Below are 25,845 nucleotides of genomic sequence, written 5' to 3' on the forward strand. Positions count from 1 at the left end.
GTTAAACCTTCCAGTTAAGCTTTATAACTTTCCAGACCAAGTTCTTTCATAGAGATCTCCCTCATTTCCACTTTTCTTATTTTGCCGGAAATTGTCATCGGAAATTCATCCACAAACTTCCAATACTTCGGAACTTTATAATGAGCAATTCTTCCCTTGCAGTACTCTAATAATTCTTCTTCAGTAATATTAAATCCTTTTCTCACCTTTACCCAAGCCATTACTTCTTCGCCAAATTTCTCACTGGGAACTCCAATGATCTGTACATCCAGAATGTGGGTATAAGTGTATAAAAAATCTTCAATTTCTTTAGGAGAGATATTTTCTCCGCCACGAATAATTAGGTCTTTAATTCTTCCGGAAATGGTAATATATCCGTCTTTGTCCATTACAGCCATGTCACCGGTATGCATCCATCGGGCGTCGTCCAGCACTTTTTTTGTGTTCTCAGGATCATTCCAATACTTTAGCATGACAGAATATCCTCTTGTACAAAGTTCACCGTGTTCGCCGCGTTTCAGAATTCTTCCATTTTCATCTATAATCTTTATTTCAAGATGATCTTGAACAGTTCCTACAGTGCTTACCTGTTTTTCCAATGGTGTTCCAATTAAAGTCTGTGTGGATACGGGAGAAGTTTCCGTCATTCCATAGCAGATGCTCATTTCTTTAATGTTCATGAGGTTTTCTACCTTTTTCATAATTTCCGGGGGGCATACGGAACCAGCCATGACACCAGTTCTTAAGCTTGAAAAATTATAGGTATCAAAATCTTTTACTGCCAGTTCTGCAATGAACATGGTTGGAACACCGTATAAAGAGGTGCATTTTTCATCCGAAACTGTTTTTAATGTAATATCGGGATCAAAGCTGTCATTAGGAATAACCATGCAGGCTCCGTGAGCTGTACAGCACATATTTCCAATGACCATTCCGAAGCAGTGATAAAATGGGACAGGAATGCAGACACGGTCTTTTTCAGTGTATTTTAATCGTATTCCAATAAAATAACCGTTGTTCAGAATATTATGGTGTGAAAGAGTTACTCCTTTAGGAAAACCTGTGGTACCGGATGTATATTGGATATTTACCGGATCATCAAACTGTACGTGTTCCTCAAAACTGTGAAGAACTTCATCCGATATCTCCTGTCCGTTATTTACAAATGTTTCCCAATTATCATCAAAGAAAATCTCATGTTCAAGAGTAGGACATACCTCTTTGGCATATTCTACCATTTCTTTGTAATTGCTGGATTTAAAGTTTAAAGAAGAAAAAATAAAACGAACTTCAGATTGATTAAGAACATAGGTTAGCTCATGAGTTCTGTATGCGGGATTAATATTGACTAAAATAGTCCCGATTCTTGCCGTTGCATACTGTAATAATACCCATTCATAGCGGTTGGAAGACCATATTCCTACTCGGTCACCGGTTTTAGCACCTAAAAATATCAATGCTTTGGCAACAGCTGTTGTTTGATTGTAAAATTCCTGATAAGTAGCTCTGTAATCCTGATGAACGCAGACTAATGCTTCCTGATTGGGATATTTTTCGACAGTACTTTTAAGATTGGCTCCGATAGTCTGTCCTAATAATGGAACCCCTGAGGCACCATAAACATAAGATAAAGGCATAGTAAAAAGATTTGGTGAAATAAAATTAACAATAATATCTTGAACTATAGCCTATGGATATTAATTTTCCTGTGAGTTTATTTCTTTAAGCTGTTTCAGGTTTTTATCAAGTTTTTTAATAATACTGCCATATACCAGTCTGTAGTAAACCCAAATCATGGATATAGCGAGTAAGGTACTGACTATAATTCCAACAATAAAAATAGTAAGGTTAGAGCTGGTAGGCTGTATATTCTGAGAATTTAAAGTATAAAAAATAAACGATGTTAATACAAGCATAAATGCAATCAATAATACAATACTGATAAGGATAAATGCATTGACTGTTTTTTTGAAATTAATAATTCGGGTAATAAGCCCTTTAAGATTTTCTTCAATCTTGATTCTACGATAATTTTGATAGAATTTCAGAACGAAATACGCAGTGATGAGTAAGCTGAGAATTTTTATGGCAAGATAAGCGTGTCCGAAATTATTTTCCACCTCCGGAGCTTCCTGTGCCCCAAGTCTTTCAAGCATTTTACGGAAGCTGTCTGATTCTTCCTCCTGAAAGAAGTAAAACAATCCCGCAACGGAGAAGAACAGAAATTCTACAACGCTGATCCAGAAAATATATTTAATATAATTACGTGACTTCCTGTTCAACATCTGAAGAATCTCAAGGTTGTCATATTTTGGCTGAACAGGTTGTTCCTGCCATGTTTTCTTAAAGCTATCTAAATCAAATTCAGGCATATTTTTCCATCTGTTCTTTAAGGGTTTTCTTTAATCTGTTCATTTTCACGCGTGCATTTACTTCGGTGATCCCGAGGTTTTCTGCAATATCCTTGTAAGGCAGATCATCAAGATACATCATGACAATGGCTCTTTCTATATTAGGAAGAGTCTTGATTACAGTATACAAAAGCGATATCTGTTGTTGTTTTTCATCATCATCTTCCACAAAATCTTTATGGTTGATGTCCAGTTCATTGGTTGGAAGGCTTTTGCTTTTTTTTCTAAAGAGGGTAATGGCTGTATTAAGCGCTACACGGTACATCCATGTGGAAATTTTAGAATTTCCTTTAAAAGAATCATAACTTCTCCAAAGTTGTAAAACAATCTCCTGAAAAAGATCTTCTTCATCTTCCAGAGAATTGGTATACAGACGCGATACCTTAATAATCAAACCCTGATTATCTTTGATAAGCTGTGCAAATTCTTTCTCTCTGGAATCCATAGATGTATAACGCTACGAAGATAATAATAATGTGGAAACTGGGGAAGAATAATTATGATGAAGTCATGAAAGATAATTTTGATGATGCCGGGAAACCGAAAAGTAGTATCAGACAAGTTAGCCTTGAAAAAATAATATGAAATGTCTTATAGCTCAGTCTTCATACCTCAATAACTTCCAGTCTCTCGCTTCCAGCTTCCAGCCTCTTATATTTTTACCGTAAAATTTGCGTATCTTTGTCCCACGAGAAAATCGGCTTGTTGATTTCCCGTTTTACGGGAGGTAGGAAAGTCCGGACACCATAGAGCAGCAAAGCGGATAACATCCGTCACCCGTGAGGGTAGGACAAGTGCAACAGAAAGCAGGTACAGTTCGGCTGTAGTGAAACCAGGTAAACTCTTTGCGGTGCAATGGTAAGTATATCGGTTCTTTTCAGCAATGGAAATAGGGGCGGCTCGTCCTGAAAACCGAGGGGTAATCAGCTCAAGTCTTGCAGCAATGTAAGACGTAGATAAATAACAGGCACTTCTTCGGAAGGACAAAATCCGGCTTATAGATTTTCTCGTAATTTTTTAATGAATATCAATAGCAATAAAAAATCCTCAGACAGTTCTGAGGATTTTTATTTATTCGTTTTCAAGTATCTTTTTGGATTCTAAAAGTCCCTGCTTATCTTTTTCAGACAGTTGGGGATATTTAAGCTTCATCTTTTCAAGAGTATCTATGATAATCTGGATGGCAGCCATTCTTGCAAACCATTTATTGTCAGCCGGAAGTATATACCATGGTGCATGATCCTTTGAGGTTTCATTAATAGCCGTTTCGTATGCCTCCATATACTGATCAAACAAAGCTCTTTCCGGAAGATCTCCAGAAGAGAATTTCCAGTTTTTATCCGGTTCATTTATTCTGTCCAGAAGCCTTTTCTTTTGTTCATCTTTGGATACATGTAAGAAAATTTTGATGATGGTTGTTCCGTTCTGAGCAAGATGTTTTTCAAAATTTCGAATACTTTCGTAACGGTTTTCCCAGAATTTGTTGTCAAAATCCTTTACTGATGACCAGGTTTTTTCACTTAAATTATATTCAGGATGAACCTTACATACCAAGACACTTTCATAATGAGAACGGTTAAAAATTCCGATCATTCCTTTTTGAGGTAAAGCAAGGTAATGTCTCCATAAAAAATCATGTGAATATTCTTTAGAACTGGGAGTTTTGAAACTTGTCACATTGCAACCCTGTGGATTTACCCCGCCAAAAACATGCTCAATCATACTGTCTTTCCCCGCTGCATCCATAGCCTGAAGCACAACCAGTAAAGATTGGCTTCCATCAGCATAAAGCTTCTCCTGAAGTTCACGAAGCTTTTCTTTTTCCTGAATTAATAATTGTGTACCTTCTTCTTTTGTAAGTTTACCCTTATAAGATGTAGCCGCTTTTTTTATTGAAAATTTTCCGTTTACTTTAAAATCATCTGAGAAATTGGTGTCCATATGTTTTTTGATTAAAAGATTAAAAGATTAAAAGATTAAAAGATTAAAAGATTAAAAGATTAAAAGATTTTATTGATAAATTTTAAATGAATATCAGATTTCATCAATAGAGGTAGGCTTTAGCCCAAACCTAACAGCCATATTAAGTTGCAATAATTAATCCAAATAATTCACCTCTTCTAATACTACACCTAAATGTAATAAAAAAACCGCCTCCATGGAGACGGTTTCTTTATTTTTTAAGTAGAGCTTACTTCGCAGCAGTTTTTTTAGCTAGTTTAGCAGCTTTTTTCTCAGCTTTAGCAGCTTCTTTCTGTTCAGCAGGAGTCAATACTTTTGCTTCTGGAGCATTAGGATCTACATTACCTTTGATATAGATTACACTTCTGCTGTTTGCAGGGTCATTAGAAAATACTTCGATCATTTTGTTGAATCCTCCTGTAAGAGCAGTGTTGTATCCAACTTTGATTTTAGCAGATTTTCCTGGCATAATTGGATCTTGGCTAAATTCAGGAGTTGTACATCCACAAGAAGGTTTTACGTTTGAAAGGATCAAAGGCTTATCACCTGTGTTCGTTACTGTAAAGAATCTTGTACCTTCAGAATTTGGCTTAATAGTACCATAGTCAAAAGTAGTTTTATCAAACGTAATAGTTTGTGCAGATGCTAAAGCAAATGTTCCGAATAATGCAATTCCTGCGATTAATTTCTTCATATTCTTGAATGTTAATATGTTTGTTAGATAAATTTTGTGAAACAAAGTTAAAAATTATTTTAATTCATGCTTAAAAATTTTTTTCTTTAGACTATTTTTGCAAATTGCAAGCCAAAGAAATAGAATTTATGCAGATTTCAGAAAAGTACAATCCACAGGAAACAGAACAAAAATGGTACAATTACTGGTTGGAAAACAAATATTTCCACTCAGAGCCTAATGATAAACCACCATATACCATTGTTATTCCGCCACCAAACGTGACGGGTATATTACACATGGGGCATATGCTGAACAATACCATTCAAGATGTTCTGGTCCGTCGTGCAAGAATGCGCGGATTTAATGCTTGTTGGATTCCGGGAACAGATCACGCTTCCATTGCTACCGAAGCTAAAGTTGTTGCTAAATTGAAGTCTGAAGGAGTCAATAAGTCGGATATTACCCGTGAACAATTCCTTGAGCACGCTTGGGAATGGACTAATAAATACGGAGGAACAATCCTTGAACAGCTTAAAAAATTAGGATGTTCTTGTGACTGGGACAGAACCCGTTTCACGATGGAAGACAAGCTTTCACAGCAGGTTATCAAAAGTTTTGTAGATCTTTACAATAAAGGATTGATCTATAGAGGTTACAGAATGGTAAACTGGGATCCGGAAGCAAAGACCAATATTTCAGATGAAGAGGTAATATTTAAAGAGCAGAACGGAAAACTATATTTCCTTAAATATAAGATTGAAGGTTCAGAAGAGTTCCTTTCAGTAGCTACCACACGTCCTGAAACAATTTTTGGGGATACGGCGGTGTGCATTAACCCTAATGATGAGAGATATGCTCATTTAAAAGGTAAAAATGTAATCGTTCCAATTGTTAACAGAGTAATTCCTATCATTGAAGATGAATATGTAGACATTGAGTTCGGAACAGGTGCTTTGAAAATTACTCCTGCACACGATATTAATGACTACGAAATCGGACAAAAACATCAGTTAAAGATGATTGATGCTTTAGATGATGACGGAAATCTTAATGAGCACGGTTTACATTATGCAGGGAAAAACAGATTTGATGTAAGAAAGCAAATCGCAAAAGAATTAGAAGAAAAAGATCTTTTATTAAAGGCAGAAGACTATGTAAATAAAGTAGGAACTTCAGAAAGAACAGGTGCTGTTATTGAACCGAAAGTTTCAGTACAGTGGTTCCTTAAAATGTCTGAAATTGCTAAACCTGCTTTAGATGTAGTGATGGATGATGAGGTAAAATTCTATCCTGAGAAGTTCAAGAATACTTATAAGCACTGGATGGAAAACATCCGCGACTGGAATATTTCACGTCAGCTTTGGTGGGGACAGCAAATTCCTGCATATTACTATGGAGCGGGAGATGAAGACTTTGTAGTAGCTGAAACAAAAGAAGGAGCTTTAGAATTAGCAAAACAAAAAACTGGAAACCAGGAGTTAACAATAGCAGAACTTAGACAGGATGATGATGCATTAGATACATGGTTCTCTTCATGGCTATGGCCAATGTCTGTATTCGATGGATTACTTGATCCTGAAAATAAAGATATCAATTATTATTATCCAACTTCTGACCTGGTAACAGGACCGGATATCATTTTCTTCTGGGTAGCAAGAATGATCATGGCTGGATTGGAATATAGAAAAGAAGTTCCTTTCAAAAATGTTTATTTCACAGGAATTGTAAGAGACAAGCAGAGAAGAAAGATGTCAAAATCGTTAGGAAACTCTCCGGATCCTCTTGAATTAATGGATAAATATGGTGCTGACGGGGTTCGTGTAGGAATTCTATTAAGCTCGGCAGCAGGAAACGACCTTCTTTTTGATGAAGATCTGATGCTTCAGGGAAGAAACTTCATGACGAAAATCTGGAATGCATTCCGTCTGATCAACATGTGGAATCATGAAGATAAGCCAGCAATAGCTACAGATAACCAGGCAATAGAATGGTTTGAAAATAAATTAAATAAAACCATCGCTGAAATTAATGATCAGTTTGAGAAATTCAGAATCTCTGATGCCCTTCACTTGATCTATAAATTAATTTGGGATGATTTTTGTGGTTGGTATCTTGAAGCAATTAAACCTAACTACGGAGAAGGTATTTCTAAAGAAGTGTATGATAAAACAATTTACTTCTTTGAAGAATTGATGAAATTACTTCATCCTTTCATGCCTTTCTTAACAGAAGAGCTATGGCAGACAATCTCAGAAAGAAGCATCGAGGAAGCTTTAATGATTGCTCAGCAGAAAGAAGCAGGAGCATTTGATGAAGCAATTATTAAAAACTTTGAAACAGCAGCCGAACTGATCTCCGGAGTTAGAAATTACCGTCAGACCAAAGGTATTTCACCAAGAGAAGCCGCTGAAATATATACCAATGCCTCTGAATTTGCTAATGAAGCAGTAATAAGAAAACTTGCTAACGTTTCGGAAATTCATTTCGGACAGAAAACAGATAAGCCAAGCTTTACATTCCTGGTTGGAGCAACGGAAGTTTCAATTCCTCTAAGTGAAAACCTAGATTTAGGAGAAGAAAAAACTAAAACTGAAGAAGAATTAAAATATCTGAAAGGATTTTTAATTTCAGTAGATAAAAAGCTTTCCAACGAAAAATTTGTAGCGAATGCTAAGCCTGAAATTGTAGAGGTAGAGCGTAAGAAACAAAAAGATGCTCTTGATAAGATTGCAATCTTGGAAGAGAAGCTGAAAAGTCTATAAATAAATATAAACCCAATTGGGTAGAGTAGTTGTTGGAATGTCAGGCTGAGCGGAGTCGAAGCCTTGGAATAAAATGAAACAGTATTTTGTATATATTTTAAAATGTTCTGACAACTCTTATTATACAGGAGTTACAAATGATATTGAAGTTAGGTTATCTCAACATCAGTCAGGTAAATTTCCTGAAAGTTATACATATAAAAGAAGACCGGTTGAACTAGTCTTCTTTTATGTATTTAATGACATAATTCAAGCAATTGCGTTTGAAAAACAAGTAAAAGGTTGGAGTAGAAAGAAAAAAGAAGCCATTATCAATGATAATTGGGATAAATTAAAAGAATTATCTGTTTGCCAAAATAAAAGTCATTCAGATAATTTTGAAAATAAAAACCCAAAAGGCTTCGACTCCGCTCAGCCTGACACTCATATTAAGTAATAGAATAAAATGAAACACATAGAAAACATAAAAAAACTATTCTCGAGAGACTTTGTAGAAAGCCCTTTATTAGAAAGTTTTGAAGTAGGCAAAATCTATCTTTCCAGCGGAAAATTAGTTGCCTGCGATCCTTTGATCACCAATGATATGCTTCCTTTTTCTACAGAATTTCCTAAAGGAGAATTCCCAGTTACTCTACATAAAGAAAGAGAAAGCAATTGCGTAGCATATGCAGAAATTGTTTTCAATACCAAAGAAATTGTAGACTGGAAGTTAGCAACTACTGCAGGACAGAATATCAAAGAACTTGCTGAAGAAGAAGTTTTTGGGTACCCTGTAGAAAGCGGAATGGGATGTTTTATGGATGTAGACACTCAAAACAGCCTTAACGAACTGGAGCAGAAACTGTATCATAACAAAGGAGGAGATTTTATGGGAATCTATGAAGAATTTTTCCATGAATATTTCTTTGATGAAAACGGAGCGATAGACCAATATGCGTTTTTAAAACCGTCAGAATCACATCCCGGAACTATATTTGCGTTTGAGACCGGATATGGAGAAGGTTTTTATGCAAGTTATATAGCTTATGATAAAGATAAATCTCCGGTAAAGATAATTACTGAATTTATTGAAATTAGTTAAGTAAAATTAGTTATTTTTGAAAGTAGAATTTTTGTCTGTTATTAATTTTAAAACTAACATAAAACACAATGAATTTCTCATCAGAACAACCCAAAATTATTGTTGTAGGCAGTTCTTCAATAGATCTGGTTTTAGAAACTGAAAAGCTTCCTTTGCCTAATGAAACCGTATTAGCGGTAAATTCAGATAGCTATTTTGGCGGAAAAGGAGCTAATCAGGCAGTGGGTACAGCAAGACTTGGAGCAAGTGTTTACTTCGTAGGTTGTGTAGGAATGGACCCTCTTGGACAGCAGATTATGAGGAATCTTGTGGGAGAAAATGTGAATGTGGGTTTTGTTCATGAAACAGATAAAGAATCTACAGGTACAGCCTATGTGACGACCTGTGAAGGAAATGCTGCCATTGTAGTAGTTCCTGCCGCTAATAAATATCTTAGCAAATCTCATATTGATGAAGCAGACCGTTATTTCCATACGGCAGATCTTATACTGGTGCAGCTTGAAGTTTCTATGGAAGTAGTAGAGTATACGGTGAAAAAAGCCAAGAAGTATGGTAAAAAAGTAGGATTGTATGCCTCCCCTGCAATAAGAATCAGTGATGAAATTATTGAAAACGTAGATTTCATAGTGGCAAAAAGCAGCGAACTGTATATTATTTTTGGAGAAGAGCAAAGAGAAGAAGTACTTAAAAAATATTTTAATAAAGTTTTCGTGAGAGATGATGCGAATTCCACCATTTATTTTGATGGTACAGAAATGAAATATTACAGAAATAATAATGAAAAGGCTGTCTATAAAATGGGAATGGGAGATGCATTTACTTCCGGATTTGCCATTGCGCTTTGTCATGAAAACTCCATTGAAGAATGTGTGAAATTTGGAAATGAAGTATCATCAAGAGTTTCTCAAGGTAAAGGATCGCAGACGGGGCTGCCAAGAATATCAGATTTCTTGTCTTAAAGCTATTTACGGCATATCAAAAGTTTAAAACTTAACATAAAAAGATCTTGAAAATGTCCACTTTTATAGTGGATTTTTTCTTTTTATTCTATGGAAAAACTAATACTCACTACAGAAGACCATGTTTCACTTGCCGTTCATCTTTTTCGTCCCGAAAAAAATAATGGAAAACTATTGCTGATTAATTCTGCCACTGGTGTAAAGCAACAGGTATATTTTTCCTTTGCCAAATATTTTTCCGAACAAGGGTTTACTGTTATCACTTATGATTATAGAGGAATAGGACTTTCCAAGCCTAAAAAAATGAAAGGATTTCATGGGTCTATGAGAATTTGGGGCTCACAGGATTTTAAAACTTTAACTCAATATATAAAAACTCACTTTTCAGAATACAGAAAATATTGCCTGGGACATTCCGTAGGTGCTTTGATCCTTGGAATGAATAAAGATTCATCAATGTTTGAAGAATTTGTATTCGTAGGAACACAAAATGCATTTGTTGGCAATCTGAGATTAAAAACGAAAATAGAAGCTTATCTGGGATTCGGAATTGTTCAGCCTTTAACTACTTCTTTATTAGGGTATTTTCCGGCAAATTGGTTTGGGCTTGGAGAAAGTCTTCCAAAAAATTGTGCATATGACTGGAGAACCTTAATTTTAAACAAGAAATCAACCAACCGGTTGTTGGAGAAAATTGATGATTATTCTAAAAATTTAACACAAAAAGTCTTTGTGATTCGGGCTGAAGATGATGTATGGCTTACAGAAAAAGGAGTATTAAGCTTACTGAATAATACATATCCCAACCTTAAACCTACCTACAGACTTGTAAAAACTTCCGAATCTGAGAAAAAAGAAATTGGACATGTTAATTTTTTTAGAAGCTACAATCATAAACTCTGGGATATTATTTTAAATGAATTGATAGATAAATGAAAAGTACCATTGAAAACACCGTAGAATTTGTAAAAGAAAAATTAGAAGGAGCAGAAGCAGGACACGATTGGTTCCATATTGAAAGAGTCTGGAAGCTGGCAAAAAAAATAGGAGAAACAGAAAATTGTGATCAGGATGTGGTAGAATTATCTGCATTATTACATGATATTGCTGATCCTAAATTTCACAACGGAGATGAGACGATAGCTCCAAGAATATCAAGAGAGTTTTTAGAATCACAAAATGTTCCCAACGAAACTATTGAAAAAGTTTTATTTGTTATCGAAAACATATCATTTAAAAATAGAGGAAATGCTCCGGTAAATCCATCTCTGGAATTGCAGATTGTACAGGATGCAGACCGTATTGATGCCATTGGAGCCATAGGAATTGCAAGAACATTTAACTTCGGAGGATTCAAGAATAATCCAATGTATGATCCTGCAGTGCAGCCGAGTTTAAATATGTCAAAAGAAGAATATAAAAAATCAAACGGAACGACGATCAATCATTTCTATGAGAAATTATTACTTCTGAAAGATCTGATGAATACTGAAAAAGGAAAAAAAATGGCCGAAGAAAGACATCAATATATGCTGAATTTCCTCGACCAGTTTTATAAAGAATGGGATGTAGATTAAAAAATATTATATCCAAAAATTAAAGAAAAAGATTTAATATCTGCATGTGGTAGATCTTTATCCAATATATTACTGCGGTTATTAAATCTTGCTTCTAAACTATACTTATTGTTATACGTATATCCAACTCCTAAAGATGAGTTTCTGAAGCTTTGAGTAGATGCCAATTCTAATTTGTCAAATACATGTCCATCATAATCTAACTCTATAGCAGATGGAGAACTCGTTCTTATGTTAAAAACATTAATGCTGGCATTGATGAAAATCTTTGATTTGTCACTCAGGAACATATAGTGTCTCACCCCTATTGGTATACTTATATATGAATACTTATCCATTGTAATGTTGTAAAGATTGTCATTTGTACGGATGGTTGTCTTCTTATTAGAATACTGAGAGAAAGTAGGTTCCAAAATAACAGACCATTTATTTCTGTTAAAAGGAAGAATGAGCTCTGCTTCCACACCAATCCTAAAATTAGTTTTTGATGATGCAAGTTCAGGGGAAGGAAAAGACTCTTCTAGCTTTAAAGGAGCGTAAAAGTTAACACCAGGTCTTATATTAAGATTGAACTTCAATTCCTTTTTCTTTGAGAAAACTACAGTATCAGATTGGATGCCCGAATTTCCGGCTATTTTACTATTATAATCATTGAAGATTCTTGTTAAACTAGATATTGTATATTGGGTTCTGTTTACTTTAGACACGGTAGTTGGATCATCTGCAAAAAGAGTTTTCAATTGATTCAGATACCCATCGTTGGTTGCAATTAACGATTTATTGCTATCTAAAAAGTATTTTTTATAGATCAAAGGTTGTATAACCGAATCAGAATCAGAGTAGAAATATCTGGTGATATAACCTTTATAGGCGTATAATTTTTTATTTCCAAAAGTAACCTCTTTTAGAAATACTGAGCTTTTAACAAGTTTAGGTTCTTTACTGTTTGTCAGATTGGCAATATCATCAGAAGAGTAATCTATGTCCCCATTATAGGTTACATACTTTGCGTCATTATAAATACCGAATTCTTTAACATCAGATGTAGTTCCGGTAGATTCCTGAGAGGCATCCTCTTTTTTATAGCTGAATTTATCAGGATTACTTACCCATCCTTTATTTTTGATGAGTACTTCTGTTTTTACATTATCATTGTTAATAACGTAACCTTTTTCATATTTTACTTGAGCGTATATAGAAGTTATACTCAAAAAAGCAAATACTGAAAATACATTTTTCATGGTTATAAAAATTTGACTGCAAATATAAATAAAATATAGATTAAGTATCTTTGTAAAATATGACACTGATTATTTTTATAATATTTCTCGCTTCAGTTTTGTCTTTAATGCTATTTAAGGTCAAATCAGGAAGGATGGCAAAATGGGCAAGGCTGTTTCGCATTGTAACAGTGGTTTCCTCAATCTCTGTTTTTACGTATTGGTTTATCAAAAAAAGTGCAGTAGCATTTGTAGATAATTCCGTAGGATTACAAGTCATCAATAAGCTTCCACAAGCTTTGGATTTCTATCTTATTAATGTAAATAAAATTGACAATAATACAGTACTTGAGCCTAAGCATATTGGAAAAGTACGTCCGGAATATTACAGAATAGAATACCTGAAAATGGATAAGTCTGATGAATATTGGATTGTAGGTTATCTTGGAAAAAAGAATCTGGTATACTTTTCCCAACATTCTGTTCCTAATAAGAATATAGATCAGATTGTGGAAGTGCAGAACTATATTAATCAGAGTATGAAACTTTCCGAAGCAGCGAAGAAACAGGTAGACGCCTATAATTATGAAAATACGAAATTAGGAATCTGGATAACATTAGATTTTCTCCTTTTATTCCTGAATTTGGTATTGCTTCTAAAGAGAAATAAACAATAAAACTATAGAGTGCTCTCGCAGATTTTGCCGGTTGTAGATGATTGTCATTCTACTTTAATCGGTAAAATCTGCGAGAGCTTTTTTATTAAGGATAATCAAGGATCTGCATGATTCGTTCCTTGAATTCTTCCGGACAATTCTTTATGATCTTGTCTTTACTTTGATTGCTGATTTGTTGAGGTTCCAGCCATTCAGTTTTGTTTGAATTTAAACTGTGATTATCATATACTCTTTTTATGCTTCGGTTCTCATAAAAAATATATTCATCACCAAGCCAATTGCTCGCAACACTGATTTTACAAATTTCCTTTTCCATGTTATAAATTTTTTTAAGTATATCACATTCATCAAAATATGATATACTCTAATGTATATATTTTTACAATAAGAAAAAGAGGTTATTGCCAGCTAGGAGTTAAATTAAAATGAATCTATTTAATTTTTTTATTATTGAAGAATTACTGTTTTTAAGCAATATTCGTCAATTTTTTCTAGAAAAGTGTTCCCGTACTCTCAGTTGCCATTTGAGGAATATGAATGTCGGTTTTCCATTCCTCGTTCATTTTTTTGATGAAATAAGCAGAAAGTAATGGTGACGCTTTTTCAACATTTTGATGCACGAAAAAATATAGATTTTGAAGACCATCCTTTTTCCATTGAGTAAGATGTTTCATCCAGTCATCCAATCTGTCGTAATCACTTTCTGCATTGGCTCCTACATAGCGGATAAATGCATTAGGAGTTGTAAGGCGCATGTGAAGCATATCTCTTCTTCCGGCAGTATCTACGATGATATTGGTAATATTATTCGCTTCAAAAAGCTCGCATGTTGTATTCAGAATATTTTCGTCAGTAAACCATTCCGTATTTCTAAGCTCTATGGCAAGAGGAACTTCTTTGGGCCATTCTTTTACAAACTTTTCCAGTCTATCGTAATCTTTCGGTTTAAAATTATCATGAAGCTGAAGAAAAGCCATTCCCAGTTTTTCATCAAAATTCATTACCGCAGACGCAAAATGAGTGACAGGATCTGTAACGTCAATTAATCTTCTGAAGTGAGATACGGTATTGGTGATTTTAGGGAAGAATTTAAAATCGGCAGGCGTTTTTTCTTTCCAGGTTTTTACCTGATCAGGAGTTGGCATTCCATAGAAGGTGGCATTCAGCTCAATAGAATTAAACTGAGTGGCATAATATGTCAGTTCGTCCTTAGTCCCTTTAGGGTAAAATCCCTTAAGATCCGTTTTATTCCATTTGGCACATCCGATAGAGATATTTTCCAATCCTTTTTTATTGAGACTTAAAATTTCTTTGGTTTTTGAATGATCCTTTGGAAGTGTAAAATCTATTTTTGAAGGATCTTCTACTTGTCCGAATTTCATATCTGTAATTTTGTAGTGTTAAACAATAAACACAAATATAAACCAAAAAAATCATAGAAAGTTCTATGATTTTTGGTGAAAAGAGTTGTATTGAAAAGGATTATTTTTTGATGATTTTCTCCGTCGTTTCAGATTTTTCTGTTGTTATTTTGATGAAATAAACAGCAATTGGATAGCTTGAAAGATCAATTTTAACAACTTCCTGATTGAAATTCTGATTGAAAATAACTCTTTGCTGATTATCAATAAGCTTAATATTTTTTACAGGATATACTGAGTTAATCTGCAAGAAGTCTTTTACAGGATTAGGAAAAACTTTCACTTGAGGTTTACTAATCTTTTTATAGGCTGTCGATAACGTTGTCCCACAATTCGTTGTAAATGTGATATCGGGATATGCGGTTTGAAAATCATTTAATTGAGCATCATCTACACAAACTGATAAGTTGGAATTATAGTTCATAAATTCCCAGAAGTTTTCTAAAGATCCGTTTCTCAGGTTTATAGAGTTTAATTTGGGCATGTTTACAAAAGCTATTGTTTCAAGATGAGATGAAGTGGAAAAATCAAGTTGAGTAATCTGTGGGCAAATATTGAAATATACATTCTTTACATTAACATTACCGGAAGTATTGACCTGCGGAAGTAAAAGTAAAGAAGATAGTGATAACGATTCTAAGTTTGTATTATTCGAAATATTAAGTGAAGTAAGAAGATGATTGTATGATAAAGTTAAGGATTGTAAAGCCGAGCAATCATTCGTATCCAGCGTTGAAATTTTTGTTGAGTTTACAGAAATCTCTTTGAATCCGGTACATTGCGTAAGATTAATTTCTTGTAGATTAGAGAACTTATCCGCTAAAGAAATTCCAATTGTTAAATTTTCCAGCCCCGGGCAGTTTTCCAAGTCAAGCTTTCTTAAATCACTATTATAATCAAATTGAAAATTAGTTAATGCTGTACAGTTTTTAGTGATAATATTCTGAAGATTATCAGCACCTGATGTACCATCGGTATAATGACGGTTGGCTCTTAAGGTATGCAGATGAGGAAGGTTACTTACATTTACAGTATTCATATAGCCACAGCTGTTCGTAAGATCAATATTCTCCAATGCCTGTGCCGCGCTGAAATTCACATTATTGGATATTTTTTGATTAAAAGCTTTTAGTGTTTTAAGTTTTGGAAGACCTGCAAGATGTAATGCAGTCACATTACCAAAATAAATACCGGATGTAGTATTATACCCATATCTATTATAATATGAACAATCCAATTCCTCGAGGTTAATTAATCCTGCCGTGCTGAAATCAATGGAAGAAGCATTTAAACCCATTATTTTCTTTAAAGCTGAGCAGCCATTAAGATTTACAGAAGAAAAATAGGCGCCATTTGTTTCATAATGATCTGTATTGGCAATGATTTCCTCTAAATTTGTACAATTATTAGCTATAAGTTCGATGTTCTGTTCATTGGTGGCACTATTTCCCAATACTGAAATCTTTGTTAATGTATTGAGATTGGGAACCGATATTTTAGACAAAAACTTACAGGAATTAAACGTTAAAGTATTCACATTGGTGTTTTGAATATACAATTCTTGAAGTTCAGTATTCTCAATAACAATATTACCATTGGTAAGCTGGCTATTTTTGATACTTAAACTATTCTCAGGCGAATACCATGGATTTCCTGAAGCCTGATAAGCAATTACGTCGTTGATATCCTGAATTCCCGGACAGTTATCAAACGAAAGATTTATGGGAGCAGCAGTATATTGTCCTGCTTGAGAAAAATCATAATAGAAAGGTCTTCCTTGTACCTTCTTTATTTTTCCATGATTTGCGAAGCTGATATTGGCTGTTTTTGTATTCCAGAAATAAAGTTCCTCAAGATTGGAAAAAAGTACAGCATCAGAAATACCATCGGGAAGGTGGCTGTCATAGTAAGCAGTATTGATATTATCAGGATCATATCTATTTCCATTGGGATCAATATACGTTTGATCACCGATTTTGATATTCAATATTTTTACCTGCTGAGCCTCTGAAATTTGAATTTCACCATCTCCATTTTGATCTATAGCAATAGAATTTCCGTTAATGTCTTTTCCAATCTCGTTCGTTGAATTTGAACTTAAAAGTAACGCTTTGAATTTTAAATCTGTAAAATTTAGATTCTGTGAGTAAGCTAGGGAAGCGCAGCTTACTGATAAGGTAAGTAGAATTTTTTTCATGATTTTTAGTTTTTAATTTTCGGATTTACATTATAATTTTGAGATTACTTTCCGATACGGCTAAGATAGTGATTTTTTAATTTTTCGAATATTTTAAATGAATTTTCTTTATTTCTTGTGTGAAATAGGGCAATAAATTTATTTTTTGTATAAAAAATATTGAAATGACTTTGTTATCCGTATTAAGTTTTTTTTAAGGAAATCTTAAACATTGTGTTACATAATGTTAATTTTATGTTACCATACTTCATATTTAGTAGATATACATTTACACCAAGTTTTTAGAAGAAAAAATATGAAGAAAAAAATAATCTGTGCTTTTGCTTTATTGTCTTTCGGTTTTGCATTTTCACAGGAAACCAGTTCTAAAATTTTTGGGAGATTAAAAGGAGTTTCTTCCGAAGTTACAGTAAAGGTAATACACATTCCTACGAACAGTAACTTTGAAACGAAAACGAACAGCAAAGGACAGTACAGTTTGGATAATCTTCAGCCGGGAGGACCTTATAAAATTGAAATTTCTGACGGATCACAGATTATTTATGAAAACCCTGCCCTCCAGCTTTCCTTAGGAAATAATGATTTGCCGGTAGTAGAAATTGGGAACAAGGAAAAGACCATTGATGAGGTTAAAATTACCTCAAAAAGAACTACCGTAAAAAACGGAGTAGGAATCAGCCAGGCACAAATTTCAGGATTGCCTAATATCAACCGTGGTATTCAGGATGTTACAAAACTAGTTCCTCAAAGTGCTAACAATTCATTCAATGGTACTAATTTCCGTTACAATAACGTTACCATTGATGGTTCTATCAATAACGATGCTATTGGTTTCAGCCCTTCATTAGGAGGTCAGACGGGAACTTCAGGAATGCCGGGGAGTAGCACACGCTCCAATTCCATCAGTTTGGATGCTATTCAGGATGTGCAGGTGTATATTGCTCCTTACGATGTGAAACTTGGGAATTTTCTTGGCGGAAGTATCAATGCCGTTACCCGAAGTGGAAGTAATGATGTTACCGGATCTCTTTATACTTACGGAAGAAATGCAGCAATTACCGGAAACAACAGAGTGGGAGATAATTCAAAAATGCCAAAGGATTTCTCAGATTTTATCTATGGAGGTAGAGTAGGATTACCTGTAGTGAGAGATAAAGTATTCTTATTCACGAATCTGGAATATACTAAAAGAACAGATCCTATTTTTTATAATGCCGGTGATCCAAATACCTTGATTGATCAGACGGTTGCCCAGCAGATATCCAATTTTGTACAGAATAAATATGGATTTAATGTCGGAAGTTTTAATCAGTACAACAACTTTTCCGAAAGTTCTAAGCTTTTCAATAAGTTAGATTGGAAAATTAATGATAAACATACATTATCGATTAAAAACAATACAGTATTTTCTCAGGCATCCAATTTAGAGAGAGATGGTGCTAATTTCAGGTTCTCAAGCATGGATTTTGTTCAAAAGAATACCGCTTCTACCACCACCCTTGAATTGAAGAGCCGTTTTAACGATAAATGGAATAATAACCTGGTTGTAGGATATTCCTCAATTCATGACTACAGAGATCCCACTTCTTCAAATGCAATGTTCCCACAGGTTGAGATTACCCATAATGGAGGAACAATTTTATTAGGTAATGACAGAGAGGCGACTGTTTTCAATATGAAGCAGAAGACATTTGAAATTACTGATAACCTTACCTATAAAACAGGAAATCACACCTTTTTATTAGGGACACACAATGAGCTATACAATATCAATTATGGGTTTGTAAATGCTTTGAACGGAAGAATATCTTATAAAAGCTTAAATGATTTTTATAACGGAACTCCGGCAAGAATAAGAGGTACCTATCCGTTTAACGGGGAAAGCAGACAAACGCTCTTCGACAATCCTTATGCTCAGTATAAAGTGAATCTTCTTTCATTATATCTTCAGGATGAAATTAACTTGGGAAGAGTAAGACTGTCACCGGGAGTCAGAGTAGATTATACAGATTTACCTAATAAACCACAACTAAGCCCATTGGTGAACAGCTCACCTCAGGATCCTAATTATGGAAATACCTATAATTATACCCCATTGAGCCAGCTTACCAACAGTTACCTTAATAAACCTACATTATCTCCAAGACTTGGATTTACTATTGATGTTACAGAAGACAGATCCATGGTATTAAGAGGTGGGTCAGGGATCTTTGTAGGAAGAATTCCGTTTGCATGGCTGGGATATGCTTATTATAATGATGGAGTAGGTTTCGGAAGTTATGATTATAACGCACCAACTGCAGCGCAACTTGCAGCTAATGGAGATCCTTTGATTGGTTCTAATTTCTCTAAATGGCAAAATTCATCTAAAGTACAGGTAGACCTTATTGACAATAATTTTAAAATGCCGAGAGTTTGGAGAAGTTCCCTGGCGTTCGATTATACACTTGCAGGCTATAAGCTGACATTAGAAGGGATTTATACTAAAGTTCTGTATGATCTTAAATTCCAACAGGTCAATAAAACGGATAATGTAACCTATTACAGCTATGATGTGAATCATGAAATGCCGATTTATACAACCAATATCAATAGTAAATTTTCCAATGCATATCTTTTATCCAATACAAAAGAAGGATACCGTTACAACCTGACCGCTCAGATTTCAAAATCATACAGCTTTGGATTTAATTTCTTTGCCGCCTATACTTATGGAGACGCAAAAGATATTACAAACGGAATCAGAAATTCTATGGAAAGTAACTGGCAGATGAACCAATCTCTTACGCCGAATGATCCTAAGTTAACGACTTCTAATTTTGCTATTAAAAACAGAATTGTTGCCAATCTTGGATATGCTTTCAATATTTCAAATTCAAATAAACTATATACCAATGTGTACTTTAATGCTCAGTCAGGAAATCCATTCTCCTGGGGATTTGTAAACAGTACCATTGCTAATACCGGACAGGCAGCAGGTCTTGCTTATGTCTTTAAAGATGCTGCTGAAGCTGCAAAATATATTGTACCTATTAAAGACGGAACAGGAAATATTTTAGTAACTGCTCAGCAACAGATTGCAGATTATGAAAACTTTGTCAATAATAATGATTATCTGAAGTCAAGAAGAGGAAAATTCACCGAAAGAAATGGAGATACAACTCCTTGGAATGTTCAGGCTGATATCAGAATTATGGACGAAATCAGATTGAGCGAAAAATCAAAGAGCAACATCCAGATTTCTTTGAGCATCATCAATTTTACCAATTTACTGAACAAAAACTGGGGTAAAGTCTATTTTGTACCGAATACCTTTAACTCTACAGCAAGTGTAGGGCTAACGAAAGTAGGAAATGTAGCTACCGGACAACCAGCTGCAGGTGACCCGACTTATAACTTTAAAACACCGGGATTACCTTATACAATTGATCAGTTTGCATCAAGATTTCAAGCACAGTTAGGAGTTAGATATAATTTTTAATTACTGCTTTATTTTACTTTTATACAATTCTTTCATAGGTTCGGATTTTCTTTCCGGACCTTTTTTATGAATAATAAGTAAAGAGGATATAAATGGGATCAGGAGTAAAAGTTGGGGGCTACGCAAAAAGTTTCGTTAATCTGAAGAAAAAATAAATTATCTTTTTACTCCTCTAAGCTTTATACTTAAATTTTCTATAAACGCAAAGACATGATGGAATTGATTATTGATAAGGGAGCTAAGAAAGCGACAAAAGTAGCTAATGAAGCGATGTAGATACGCGTACGCTTAGAAAGAATCAATACAATTGATTCAAGCTTTGCTTTCTAAAATACAACAGATAATAGAAATCCTTTGCGTTAAATTTTAAAATTAAACTGATCTAAATATTCTAAGCCCCACAACTTTTGCGCTTGATCCTATAAATGACGAAATATCTATTCTTTTTGGTAAATAAATGATTTTTGACATTGAGCAATCTATTGGTTGTGAGTAGTTTTTCAATTCAATATAACGGGCTTTAGCCCGTTTTATAATCAAATGATATTTCCAATGGCTTTAGCCAAAACATATCAATAGCTAATAACGACAAAAGCACACCTTTCGGTATGCTTTTGTAAATATAGAGTGTTTATTACTTGATCCTATGCTTCACAGCTTGAGCATGATACAAAGTTCACCATCATTTCTTTTGAAACGGAAGAACTTCTTTGGTAGTAAAGCGTTTTTACACCTTTCTTCCAAGCCTCAATGTATAGATAGTTTACATCTTTTACAGGCATTGTAGAAGGAATCTGAAGATTCAGAGACTGTGCCTGGTCAATGTATTGTTGTCTTTGTGCTGCCTGAGAAATGATTTCCATTGGAGAAATCTCTTTGAATGTTTTGAAGACTGCTTTCTCATCATCAGTAAGCTCGTTCAGATGCTGTACAGAACCATGGTTCAACATGATAGTTCTCCATGTTTCCTCATTATCCAATCCTTTTTCTTTCAATAATTTTGCAAGGTATTTGTTCTTACGCATAAAGTTTCCTTTAGCAAGACCCGCTTTATAATAGTTGGAAGAGAAAGGCTCGATTCCAGGAGAAGTCTGTCCTAAGATGGCAGAACTTGAAGTGGTAGGAGCAATAGCCATTGTAGTGGTATTTCTTAATCCATATCCTTTCAGTACGTCCGGTTCTCCGTAGATATTGGCAAGTTCTCTTGAAGCCTGCTCAGCTTGCTCTTTAATGTGTCTGAAAGCTCTCGCATTGAATTGAGTTGCCTCAAAGCTTTCAAATGGAATCATATTTTTCTGTAGGTAAGAATGGTATCCTAAAACTCCTAATCCAAGCGCTCTGTGACGCATTGCGAAGTTTCTTGCTCCCTGTAAGTAATAGTTACCTTCAGTTTTATCAATAAATTCTGATAATACCGCATCAAGGAAGTATACCGCTAATTTCACAGCATCTGTATCTTTCCACTCGTCATACAATTCAAGGTTCATGGAAGACAGACAGCAGATGAATGATTCTTCCATTGTAGAAGGAAGCATGATCTCAGAACAAAGGTTACTTGCGTTTACCGTCATTCCAAGGTCTTTGTATACCTGTGGTTTGTTTCTGTTTACGTTATCCGTGAAGAAAATATAAGGAAGACCTTTCTGCTGGCGGCTTTCCAATACTCTTGCCCAGATTTTACGTTTATCCATATCACCATCAATCATATCCTGCATCCAATAATCCGGAACACATACTCCGGTGAACAGGTTTTGAATGGGGCTACCGATATCTTTAATAGATAAAAATTCTTCAATATCTCCGTGGTCAATATCCAGATAAGCAGCAAATGCACCTCTTCTTACACCTCCCTGAGAAACAACATCCATTGCCGTATCAAAAAGCTTCATGAATGAAACTGCTCCGGAAGATTTTCCGTTATCCGTTACAGCTGTACCTCTGTTTCTAAGCTCTCCAAAATAACCTGAAGTACCCCCTCCGATTTTAGTCTGCATGATGACTTCACCCATTTTATGAGTAATTCCTTCAATGCTGTCCGGAATGTGAGCGTTAAAACAAGAGATAGGAAGACCTCTTTCAGTTCCCATATTAGCCCATACAGGAGAAGAGAAACTGATCCATCCTTTTGTGATCATTTCCTTGAAAGCCGGCTGAAGTTCAGGTTTGTATAACCTTTTTGCAGCAGCTGTGGTAATTCTGTCGATAGCTCCGTCTACCGTTTCACCTTTCAACAGATATCCTCTGTTCAGCATTTGCTCAGACTCTTCGTTGAGCCACCATATATTTGAATTTTGCTCTTCCATAGATGTTATATTTTCGAATTCCGGGATGAGATGATCACCCCGGAATTTTGTTTTTTTTATATTATTGGTTGTAAAATTTCTACTTTATGAGAACCATTCAGTCTGCTTTCATCTCTCAATCTTTGAAACTCCTTAAAAGACGGAACATTCAAAACTTCATGCTGAACTTCTTCATTGATATAGTTTGAATAATGTACAAAAGTAACACCGTCTTCCTTTACATAGACCTTATATTCAAATGTTGTCTGATCCAGATTTTTGAAATCATTCAAAAACGTTTGAATATGAGTCTTATTGGCAGGAACAAACTCAGGTTTTACGGTATAGCTTACAATTACATTAATCATGTTTTATCTTTGTGTTTATTTAAAGCTTGGTATTCTTCTGAAAAAATAATCAACTTTCATTCAGAGTAACGAAACGCTAATATGATCTGCTTTGACGCTCGCTTCACTCGCGCTTTTACAATTGATATTAGAACAAATCGTTCGCTGTAATACTCTTATCGTGTTTCGTGTAATCTACAGGTCTTTTTGCAAAGAAATCATCCAGAGAATTCGCGAAAACTTCCTCTTCGAACCATACCATTGGTCTGTATTGTTCCGGAGTGATGTTGTATCTTGTTTTCATATTGATTTTCTTCAAACTGTCGTCTACACGATACTTCATGAAGTTCAATAAATCTTCTTTAGATACATTGTCGATTTCTCCTAATTCAAAGATCCAGCTAAGGATATCACCTTCTCTTGCGATAGATTCATCAACAAGTGTGTAGATATCTTCAATATCGCTGTCTGTTAATAGATCAGGTTGCTCCTCACGGATTTTGTTGATTAAGTAGATTCCGGCATTAGCGTGAATTTGCTCATCTACAGAAGTCCATGCGATAATGTTAGAAACATTTTTCATGAATCCTTTGAATCTTGTGAAAGAAAGGATGATGGCAAACTGAGAGAAAAGAGAAACGTTTTCTACTAAGATACTGAATAGTAATAATGCAGAAACATATTCTTTAGGTGTAGCAGAGTTAGCATGCTTTAAAGCATTTCCTAGAAATTCAATTCTACCTTTTACAGCTGGAATTTCAATGACGTTCAGGAACTCGTCGTTATATCCTAATACCTCCAATAAACGGGAATATGCTTCAGAATGACGGAACTCACATTCTGCAAAAGTAGATCCTAATCCATTGAATTCCGGTTTCGGAAGGTGGTTGTATAAATTCCCCCAGAATGTCTTTACAGACACCTCGATCTGTGCAATGGCTAAAAGCGCATTTTTCACAGCATGTTTTTCATGTGGTTCCAACTGCGAATGAAAATCTTGTACATCTGCAGTAAAGTCCACTTCCGAATGCACCCAGAACGATTTGTTGATCGCTTCCACAAATTGAAGGACCTCCGGGTATTCAAATGGCTTATAACTTACTCTCTTATCAAAAATTCCCATATTAAAATATCTATATAATTAAATAATTCAGATCTCTGTGGATAACGTTCAGAAAATGTATAACTTTTTGTTTTTGTGATGGTTGTGAATTTAAGTTATTCACATTCTAAGTTTGTGTTTCTGATCAGAATCTAAATACAAAGTTCGAAAAAAAGAACTGATTTTGAAAGAGGTAAATACTAATAGGCTGACTTTTAGCTGTAAAAGTTTTCCACATTTACATGAAACAGGCACGAATAATAGGCTAGACAGCTTTCTTGGGGATAAATACATGTAAAACTTAAGTTACGGTTAAACAAAAATTGATAAAATGCTTTGAATAAAGGGTAAAGTAGTTAAACAAAAAAATATTTGAATAAATTTTCATTCTTGTAACAATTTGAAAATATCATCTACTTATTGGGTATAAAACATAGATCACTTAATGTTAGTAATTCAGGATTTACATAAATCATACGATACAGGAAAAAGCAAACTTCACGTTCTGAAGGGAATCAATCTGAATATCTCCGAAGGCGAGTTTGTATCTATTATGGGAAGTTCCGGTTCCGGAAAATCTACCCTTCTTAATATCATTGGGATTTTGGATGAAAAAGATTCAGGAACCTATGAATTGGATGGTGTTCCGATAGAACATTTATCCGAGGTAAAAGCTGCCGAGTACAGAAGTAAATTTTTAGGATTTATTTTTCAGTCCTTTAACCTGATCAATTATAAAACGGCTTTGGAAAATGTAGCACTTCCTTTATACTATCAAAATGTACCAAGGAAAGAGCGTAATCAGAAAGCAATGGAGTATCTGGAAAAAGTAGGACTTGCACAATGGGCAAATCACCTTCCCAGTGAACTTTCAGGGGGGCAGAAACAAAGAGTTGCTATTGCTAGAGCTTTGATTACAGACCCGAAAGTGGTACTGGCGGATGAACCTACCGGAGCATTAGATTCAAAAACAACACACGATATTATGAAGCTTCTTCAGGATATTAACAATGAAGGAAAAACAATCATCGTGGTAACCCATGAGCCGGATGTTGCTGCACAGACAAAGCGAAATGTTGTTTTGAAGGACGGAATCATTGAAAGTGATGAGTTTATTAAGCAGATTGTGCTTTAAAAGTCAATAGTGAATAGTCAATTTTGCTTTGCAAGTGAATTTTTATTTGCTTGAAGTGAAATAAATTTAAATATAACACACACAAAAAAATGAAAAAAAGTAAAAATGTTTTTAAATCTAAATCACTATAAACTTGATGTTTATAAATCAGCTAGAGAATTAAGAATAGAATGTTACAAACATTTATCTAAGATTCCGGATAGTGAAAGATTTAATATAATAGATCAGATAAGACGAGCATCTACTTCAGTTGTATTAAATATTGCTGAAGGTTGTTCAAGGAAATCAGAGCTGGAAAGAAAAAGATATTTTGAAATAGCAAGAGGTCTGTTGTTGAGTTAGACTCCTGTTTTGATATAGTTATAGAGTGTGATTATATCAAAAGAGAAGAATTAATTAAAATTGAAAATTTAATAAAGACAACATTCATCTTATTAAGTAAAATGTTGAAAAAAGATTAGAAATGTAAAAGGGAAATATTCATTTTGCTGTAGGTTTAAAAAGAGAAATTGACATATTAATTGACTTCGAAGAAAATTGACAGTACAGCTCATT

The 25,845-nt window shown here is 34.5% G+C and carries 22 protein-coding genes and 1 other RNA gene; 11 read left to right on the top strand and 12 right to left on the bottom strand.

Annotated elements, in window-relative coordinates; translation table 11 throughout:
* Positions 1 to 14: 14 nt before the first annotated feature.
* The 3 genes from AC5YGG_RS09985 to AC5YGG_RS09995 are packed head-to-tail and all read right to left on the bottom strand — an operon-like array spanning position 15 to position 2,856.
* Complete coding sequence (locus tag AC5YGG_RS09985) at positions 15 to 1,637, bottom strand: AMP-binding protein (protein WP_496144364.1); 1,623 nt, start codon at positions 1,635 to 1,637, stop codon at positions 15 to 17.
* Positions 1,638 to 1,697: 60 nt separating this feature from the next.
* Complete coding sequence (locus tag AC5YGG_RS09990; RefSeq protein ID WP_065394927.1) at positions 1,698 to 2,372, bottom strand: DUF8845 family protein; 675 nt, start codon at positions 2,370 to 2,372, stop codon at positions 1,698 to 1,700.
* Positions 2,365 to 2,856 carry an RNA polymerase sigma factor gene (locus AC5YGG_RS09995; protein ID WP_045500386.1) on the bottom strand — a complete coding sequence of 164 codons (492 nt, stop codon included), beginning with the start codon at positions 2,854 to 2,856 and terminating at the stop codon, positions 2,365 to 2,367. Before AC5YGG_RS09995 ends, AC5YGG_RS09990 begins: the two co-directional genes overlap by 8 nt.
* Positions 2,857 to 3,100: 244 nt before the next feature.
* Between AC5YGG_RS09995 and rnpB the strand changes: the two genes are divergently transcribed.
* Positions 3,101 to 3,425: RNase P RNA component class A (gene rnpB / locus AC5YGG_RS10000), an RNA gene on the top strand.
* A gap of 57 nt (positions 3,426 to 3,482) precedes the next feature.
* Here rnpB and AC5YGG_RS10005 read toward each other — a convergent pair.
* Positions 3,483 to 4,352 (bottom strand): polyphosphate kinase 2 family protein, encoded by an 870-nt coding sequence (locus tag AC5YGG_RS10005; RefSeq protein ID WP_496144365.1) that lies wholly within the window; start codon positions 4,350 to 4,352, stop codon positions 3,483 to 3,485.
* Between the two features lie 250 nt (positions 4,353 to 4,602).
* Positions 4,603 to 5,067: a DUF1573 domain-containing protein gene (locus AC5YGG_RS10010; protein ID WP_496144366.1), complete on the bottom strand. Its 465-nt coding sequence runs from the start codon at positions 5,065 to 5,067 to the stop codon at positions 4,603 to 4,605.
* A gap of 128 nt (positions 5,068 to 5,195) precedes the next feature.
* On the opposite strand from AC5YGG_RS10010, the gene AC5YGG_RS10015 reads away from it, so the two are divergent.
* From AC5YGG_RS10015 to AC5YGG_RS10040, 6 genes are all read left to right on the top strand, one after another.
* Positions 5,196 to 7,811 (top strand): valine--tRNA ligase, encoded by a 2,616-nt coding sequence (locus tag AC5YGG_RS10015; RefSeq protein WP_496144367.1) that lies wholly within the window; start codon positions 5,196 to 5,198, stop codon positions 7,809 to 7,811.
* Between the two features lie 73 nt (positions 7,812 to 7,884).
* Positions 7,885 to 8,247, top strand: coding sequence for a GIY-YIG nuclease family protein (locus AC5YGG_RS10020; RefSeq protein WP_438561134.1), 363 nt, complete (start codon positions 7,885 to 7,887; stop codon positions 8,245 to 8,247).
* 9 nt (positions 8,248 to 8,256) lie between these two features.
* A complete protein-coding gene (locus AC5YGG_RS10025) occupies positions 8,257 to 8,892 on the top strand; it encodes a DUF4241 domain-containing protein (protein WP_496144368.1) in 636 nt (211 codons plus the stop codon).
* Between the two features lie 68 nt (positions 8,893 to 8,960).
* Positions 8,961 to 9,851 (top strand): ribokinase, encoded by an 891-nt coding sequence (locus AC5YGG_RS10030; RefSeq protein ID WP_496144369.1) that lies wholly within the window; start codon positions 8,961 to 8,963, stop codon positions 9,849 to 9,851.
* 90 nt (positions 9,852 to 9,941) lie between these two features.
* Entirely contained in the window at positions 9,942 to 10,787 is an 846-nt protein-coding gene (locus AC5YGG_RS10035) for an alpha/beta hydrolase family protein (protein ID WP_496144370.1), read from the top strand.
* Positions 10,784 to 11,428: an HD domain-containing protein gene (locus AC5YGG_RS10040; protein ID WP_496144371.1), complete on the top strand. Its 645-nt coding sequence runs from the start codon at positions 10,784 to 10,786 to the stop codon at positions 11,426 to 11,428. Before AC5YGG_RS10035 ends, AC5YGG_RS10040 begins: the two co-directional genes overlap by 4 nt.
* Here the strand turns inward: AC5YGG_RS10040 and AC5YGG_RS10045 are convergent.
* Positions 11,425 to 12,669, bottom strand: coding sequence for a porin family protein (locus AC5YGG_RS10045; RefSeq protein ID WP_496144372.1), 1,245 nt, complete (start codon positions 12,667 to 12,669; stop codon positions 11,425 to 11,427). The genes AC5YGG_RS10040 and AC5YGG_RS10045 overlap by 4 nt on opposite strands.
* Before the next feature lie 134 nt (positions 12,670 to 12,803).
* Here AC5YGG_RS10045 and AC5YGG_RS10050 point away from each other — a divergent pair, with 134 nt between their 5' ends.
* Positions 12,804 to 13,325, top strand: coding sequence for a hypothetical protein (locus AC5YGG_RS10050; RefSeq protein ID WP_496144373.1), 522 nt, complete (start codon positions 12,804 to 12,806; stop codon positions 13,323 to 13,325).
* 85 nt (positions 13,326 to 13,410) lie between these two features.
* Here AC5YGG_RS10050 and AC5YGG_RS10055 read toward each other — a convergent pair whose 3' ends face one another.
* The 3 genes from AC5YGG_RS10055 to AC5YGG_RS10065 all read right to left on the bottom strand — a co-directional run bounded on the left by AC5YGG_RS10055 (position 13,411) and on the right by AC5YGG_RS10065 (position 16,943).
* Positions 13,411 to 13,641, bottom strand: a complete 231-nt coding sequence (locus tag AC5YGG_RS10055) for a hypothetical protein (protein ID WP_496144374.1) — start codon at positions 13,639 to 13,641, stop codon at positions 13,411 to 13,413.
* 175 nt (positions 13,642 to 13,816) lie between these two features.
* Positions 13,817 to 14,707: a DUF72 domain-containing protein gene (locus tag AC5YGG_RS10060; RefSeq protein ID WP_496144375.1), complete on the bottom strand. Its 891-nt coding sequence runs from the start codon at positions 14,705 to 14,707 to the stop codon at positions 13,817 to 13,819.
* Positions 14,708 to 14,807: 100 nt separating this feature from the next.
* On the bottom strand, positions 14,808 to 16,943 hold the full coding sequence (locus AC5YGG_RS10065; RefSeq protein WP_496144376.1) for a T9SS type A sorting domain-containing protein: 2,136 nt from the start codon (positions 16,941 to 16,943) through the stop codon (positions 14,808 to 14,810).
* A 295-nt stretch (positions 16,944 to 17,238) separates the two neighbouring features.
* Between AC5YGG_RS10065 and AC5YGG_RS10070 the strand changes: the two genes are divergently transcribed.
* Complete coding sequence (locus AC5YGG_RS10070) at positions 17,239 to 20,424, top strand: TonB-dependent receptor (protein WP_496144377.1); 3,186 nt, start codon at positions 17,239 to 17,241, stop codon at positions 20,422 to 20,424.
* 644 nt (positions 20,425 to 21,068) lie between these two features.
* Here AC5YGG_RS10070 and AC5YGG_RS10075 read toward each other — a convergent pair.
* From AC5YGG_RS10075 to AC5YGG_RS10085, 3 genes are all read right to left on the bottom strand, one after another.
* The gene (locus AC5YGG_RS10075) at positions 21,069 to 22,727 is read right to left on the bottom strand and encodes a ribonucleoside-diphosphate reductase subunit alpha (protein WP_496144378.1); all 1,659 of its coding nucleotides are present in this window, start codon (positions 22,725 to 22,727) and stop codon (positions 21,069 to 21,071) included.
* A gap of 56 nt (positions 22,728 to 22,783) precedes the next feature.
* Positions 22,784 to 23,074: a hypothetical protein gene (locus AC5YGG_RS10080; RefSeq protein WP_496144379.1), complete on the bottom strand. Its 291-nt coding sequence runs from the start codon at positions 23,072 to 23,074 to the stop codon at positions 22,784 to 22,786.
* A 127-nt stretch (positions 23,075 to 23,201) separates the two neighbouring features.
* Positions 23,202 to 24,176, bottom strand: a complete 975-nt coding sequence (locus AC5YGG_RS10085) for a ribonucleotide-diphosphate reductase subunit beta (RefSeq protein WP_041461620.1) — start codon at positions 24,174 to 24,176, stop codon at positions 23,202 to 23,204.
* A 424-nt stretch (positions 24,177 to 24,600) separates the two neighbouring features.
* Between AC5YGG_RS10085 and AC5YGG_RS10090 the strand changes: the two genes are divergently transcribed.
* Both AC5YGG_RS10090 and AC5YGG_RS10095 read left to right on the top strand, forming a co-directional pair.
* On the top strand, positions 24,601 to 25,290 hold the full coding sequence (locus AC5YGG_RS10090) for an ABC transporter ATP-binding protein (RefSeq protein ID WP_065394913.1): 690 nt from the start codon (positions 24,601 to 24,603) through the stop codon (positions 25,288 to 25,290).
* Between the two features lie 105 nt (positions 25,291 to 25,395).
* On the top strand, positions 25,396 to 25,632 hold the full coding sequence (locus AC5YGG_RS10095; protein WP_496144380.1) for a four helix bundle protein: 237 nt from the start codon (positions 25,396 to 25,398) through the stop codon (positions 25,630 to 25,632).
* The last annotated feature ends 213 nt before the right edge of the window (positions 25,633 to 25,845 follow it).

The sequence above is a fragment of the Chryseobacterium sp. CS2K3 genome, assembly GCF_059515185.1.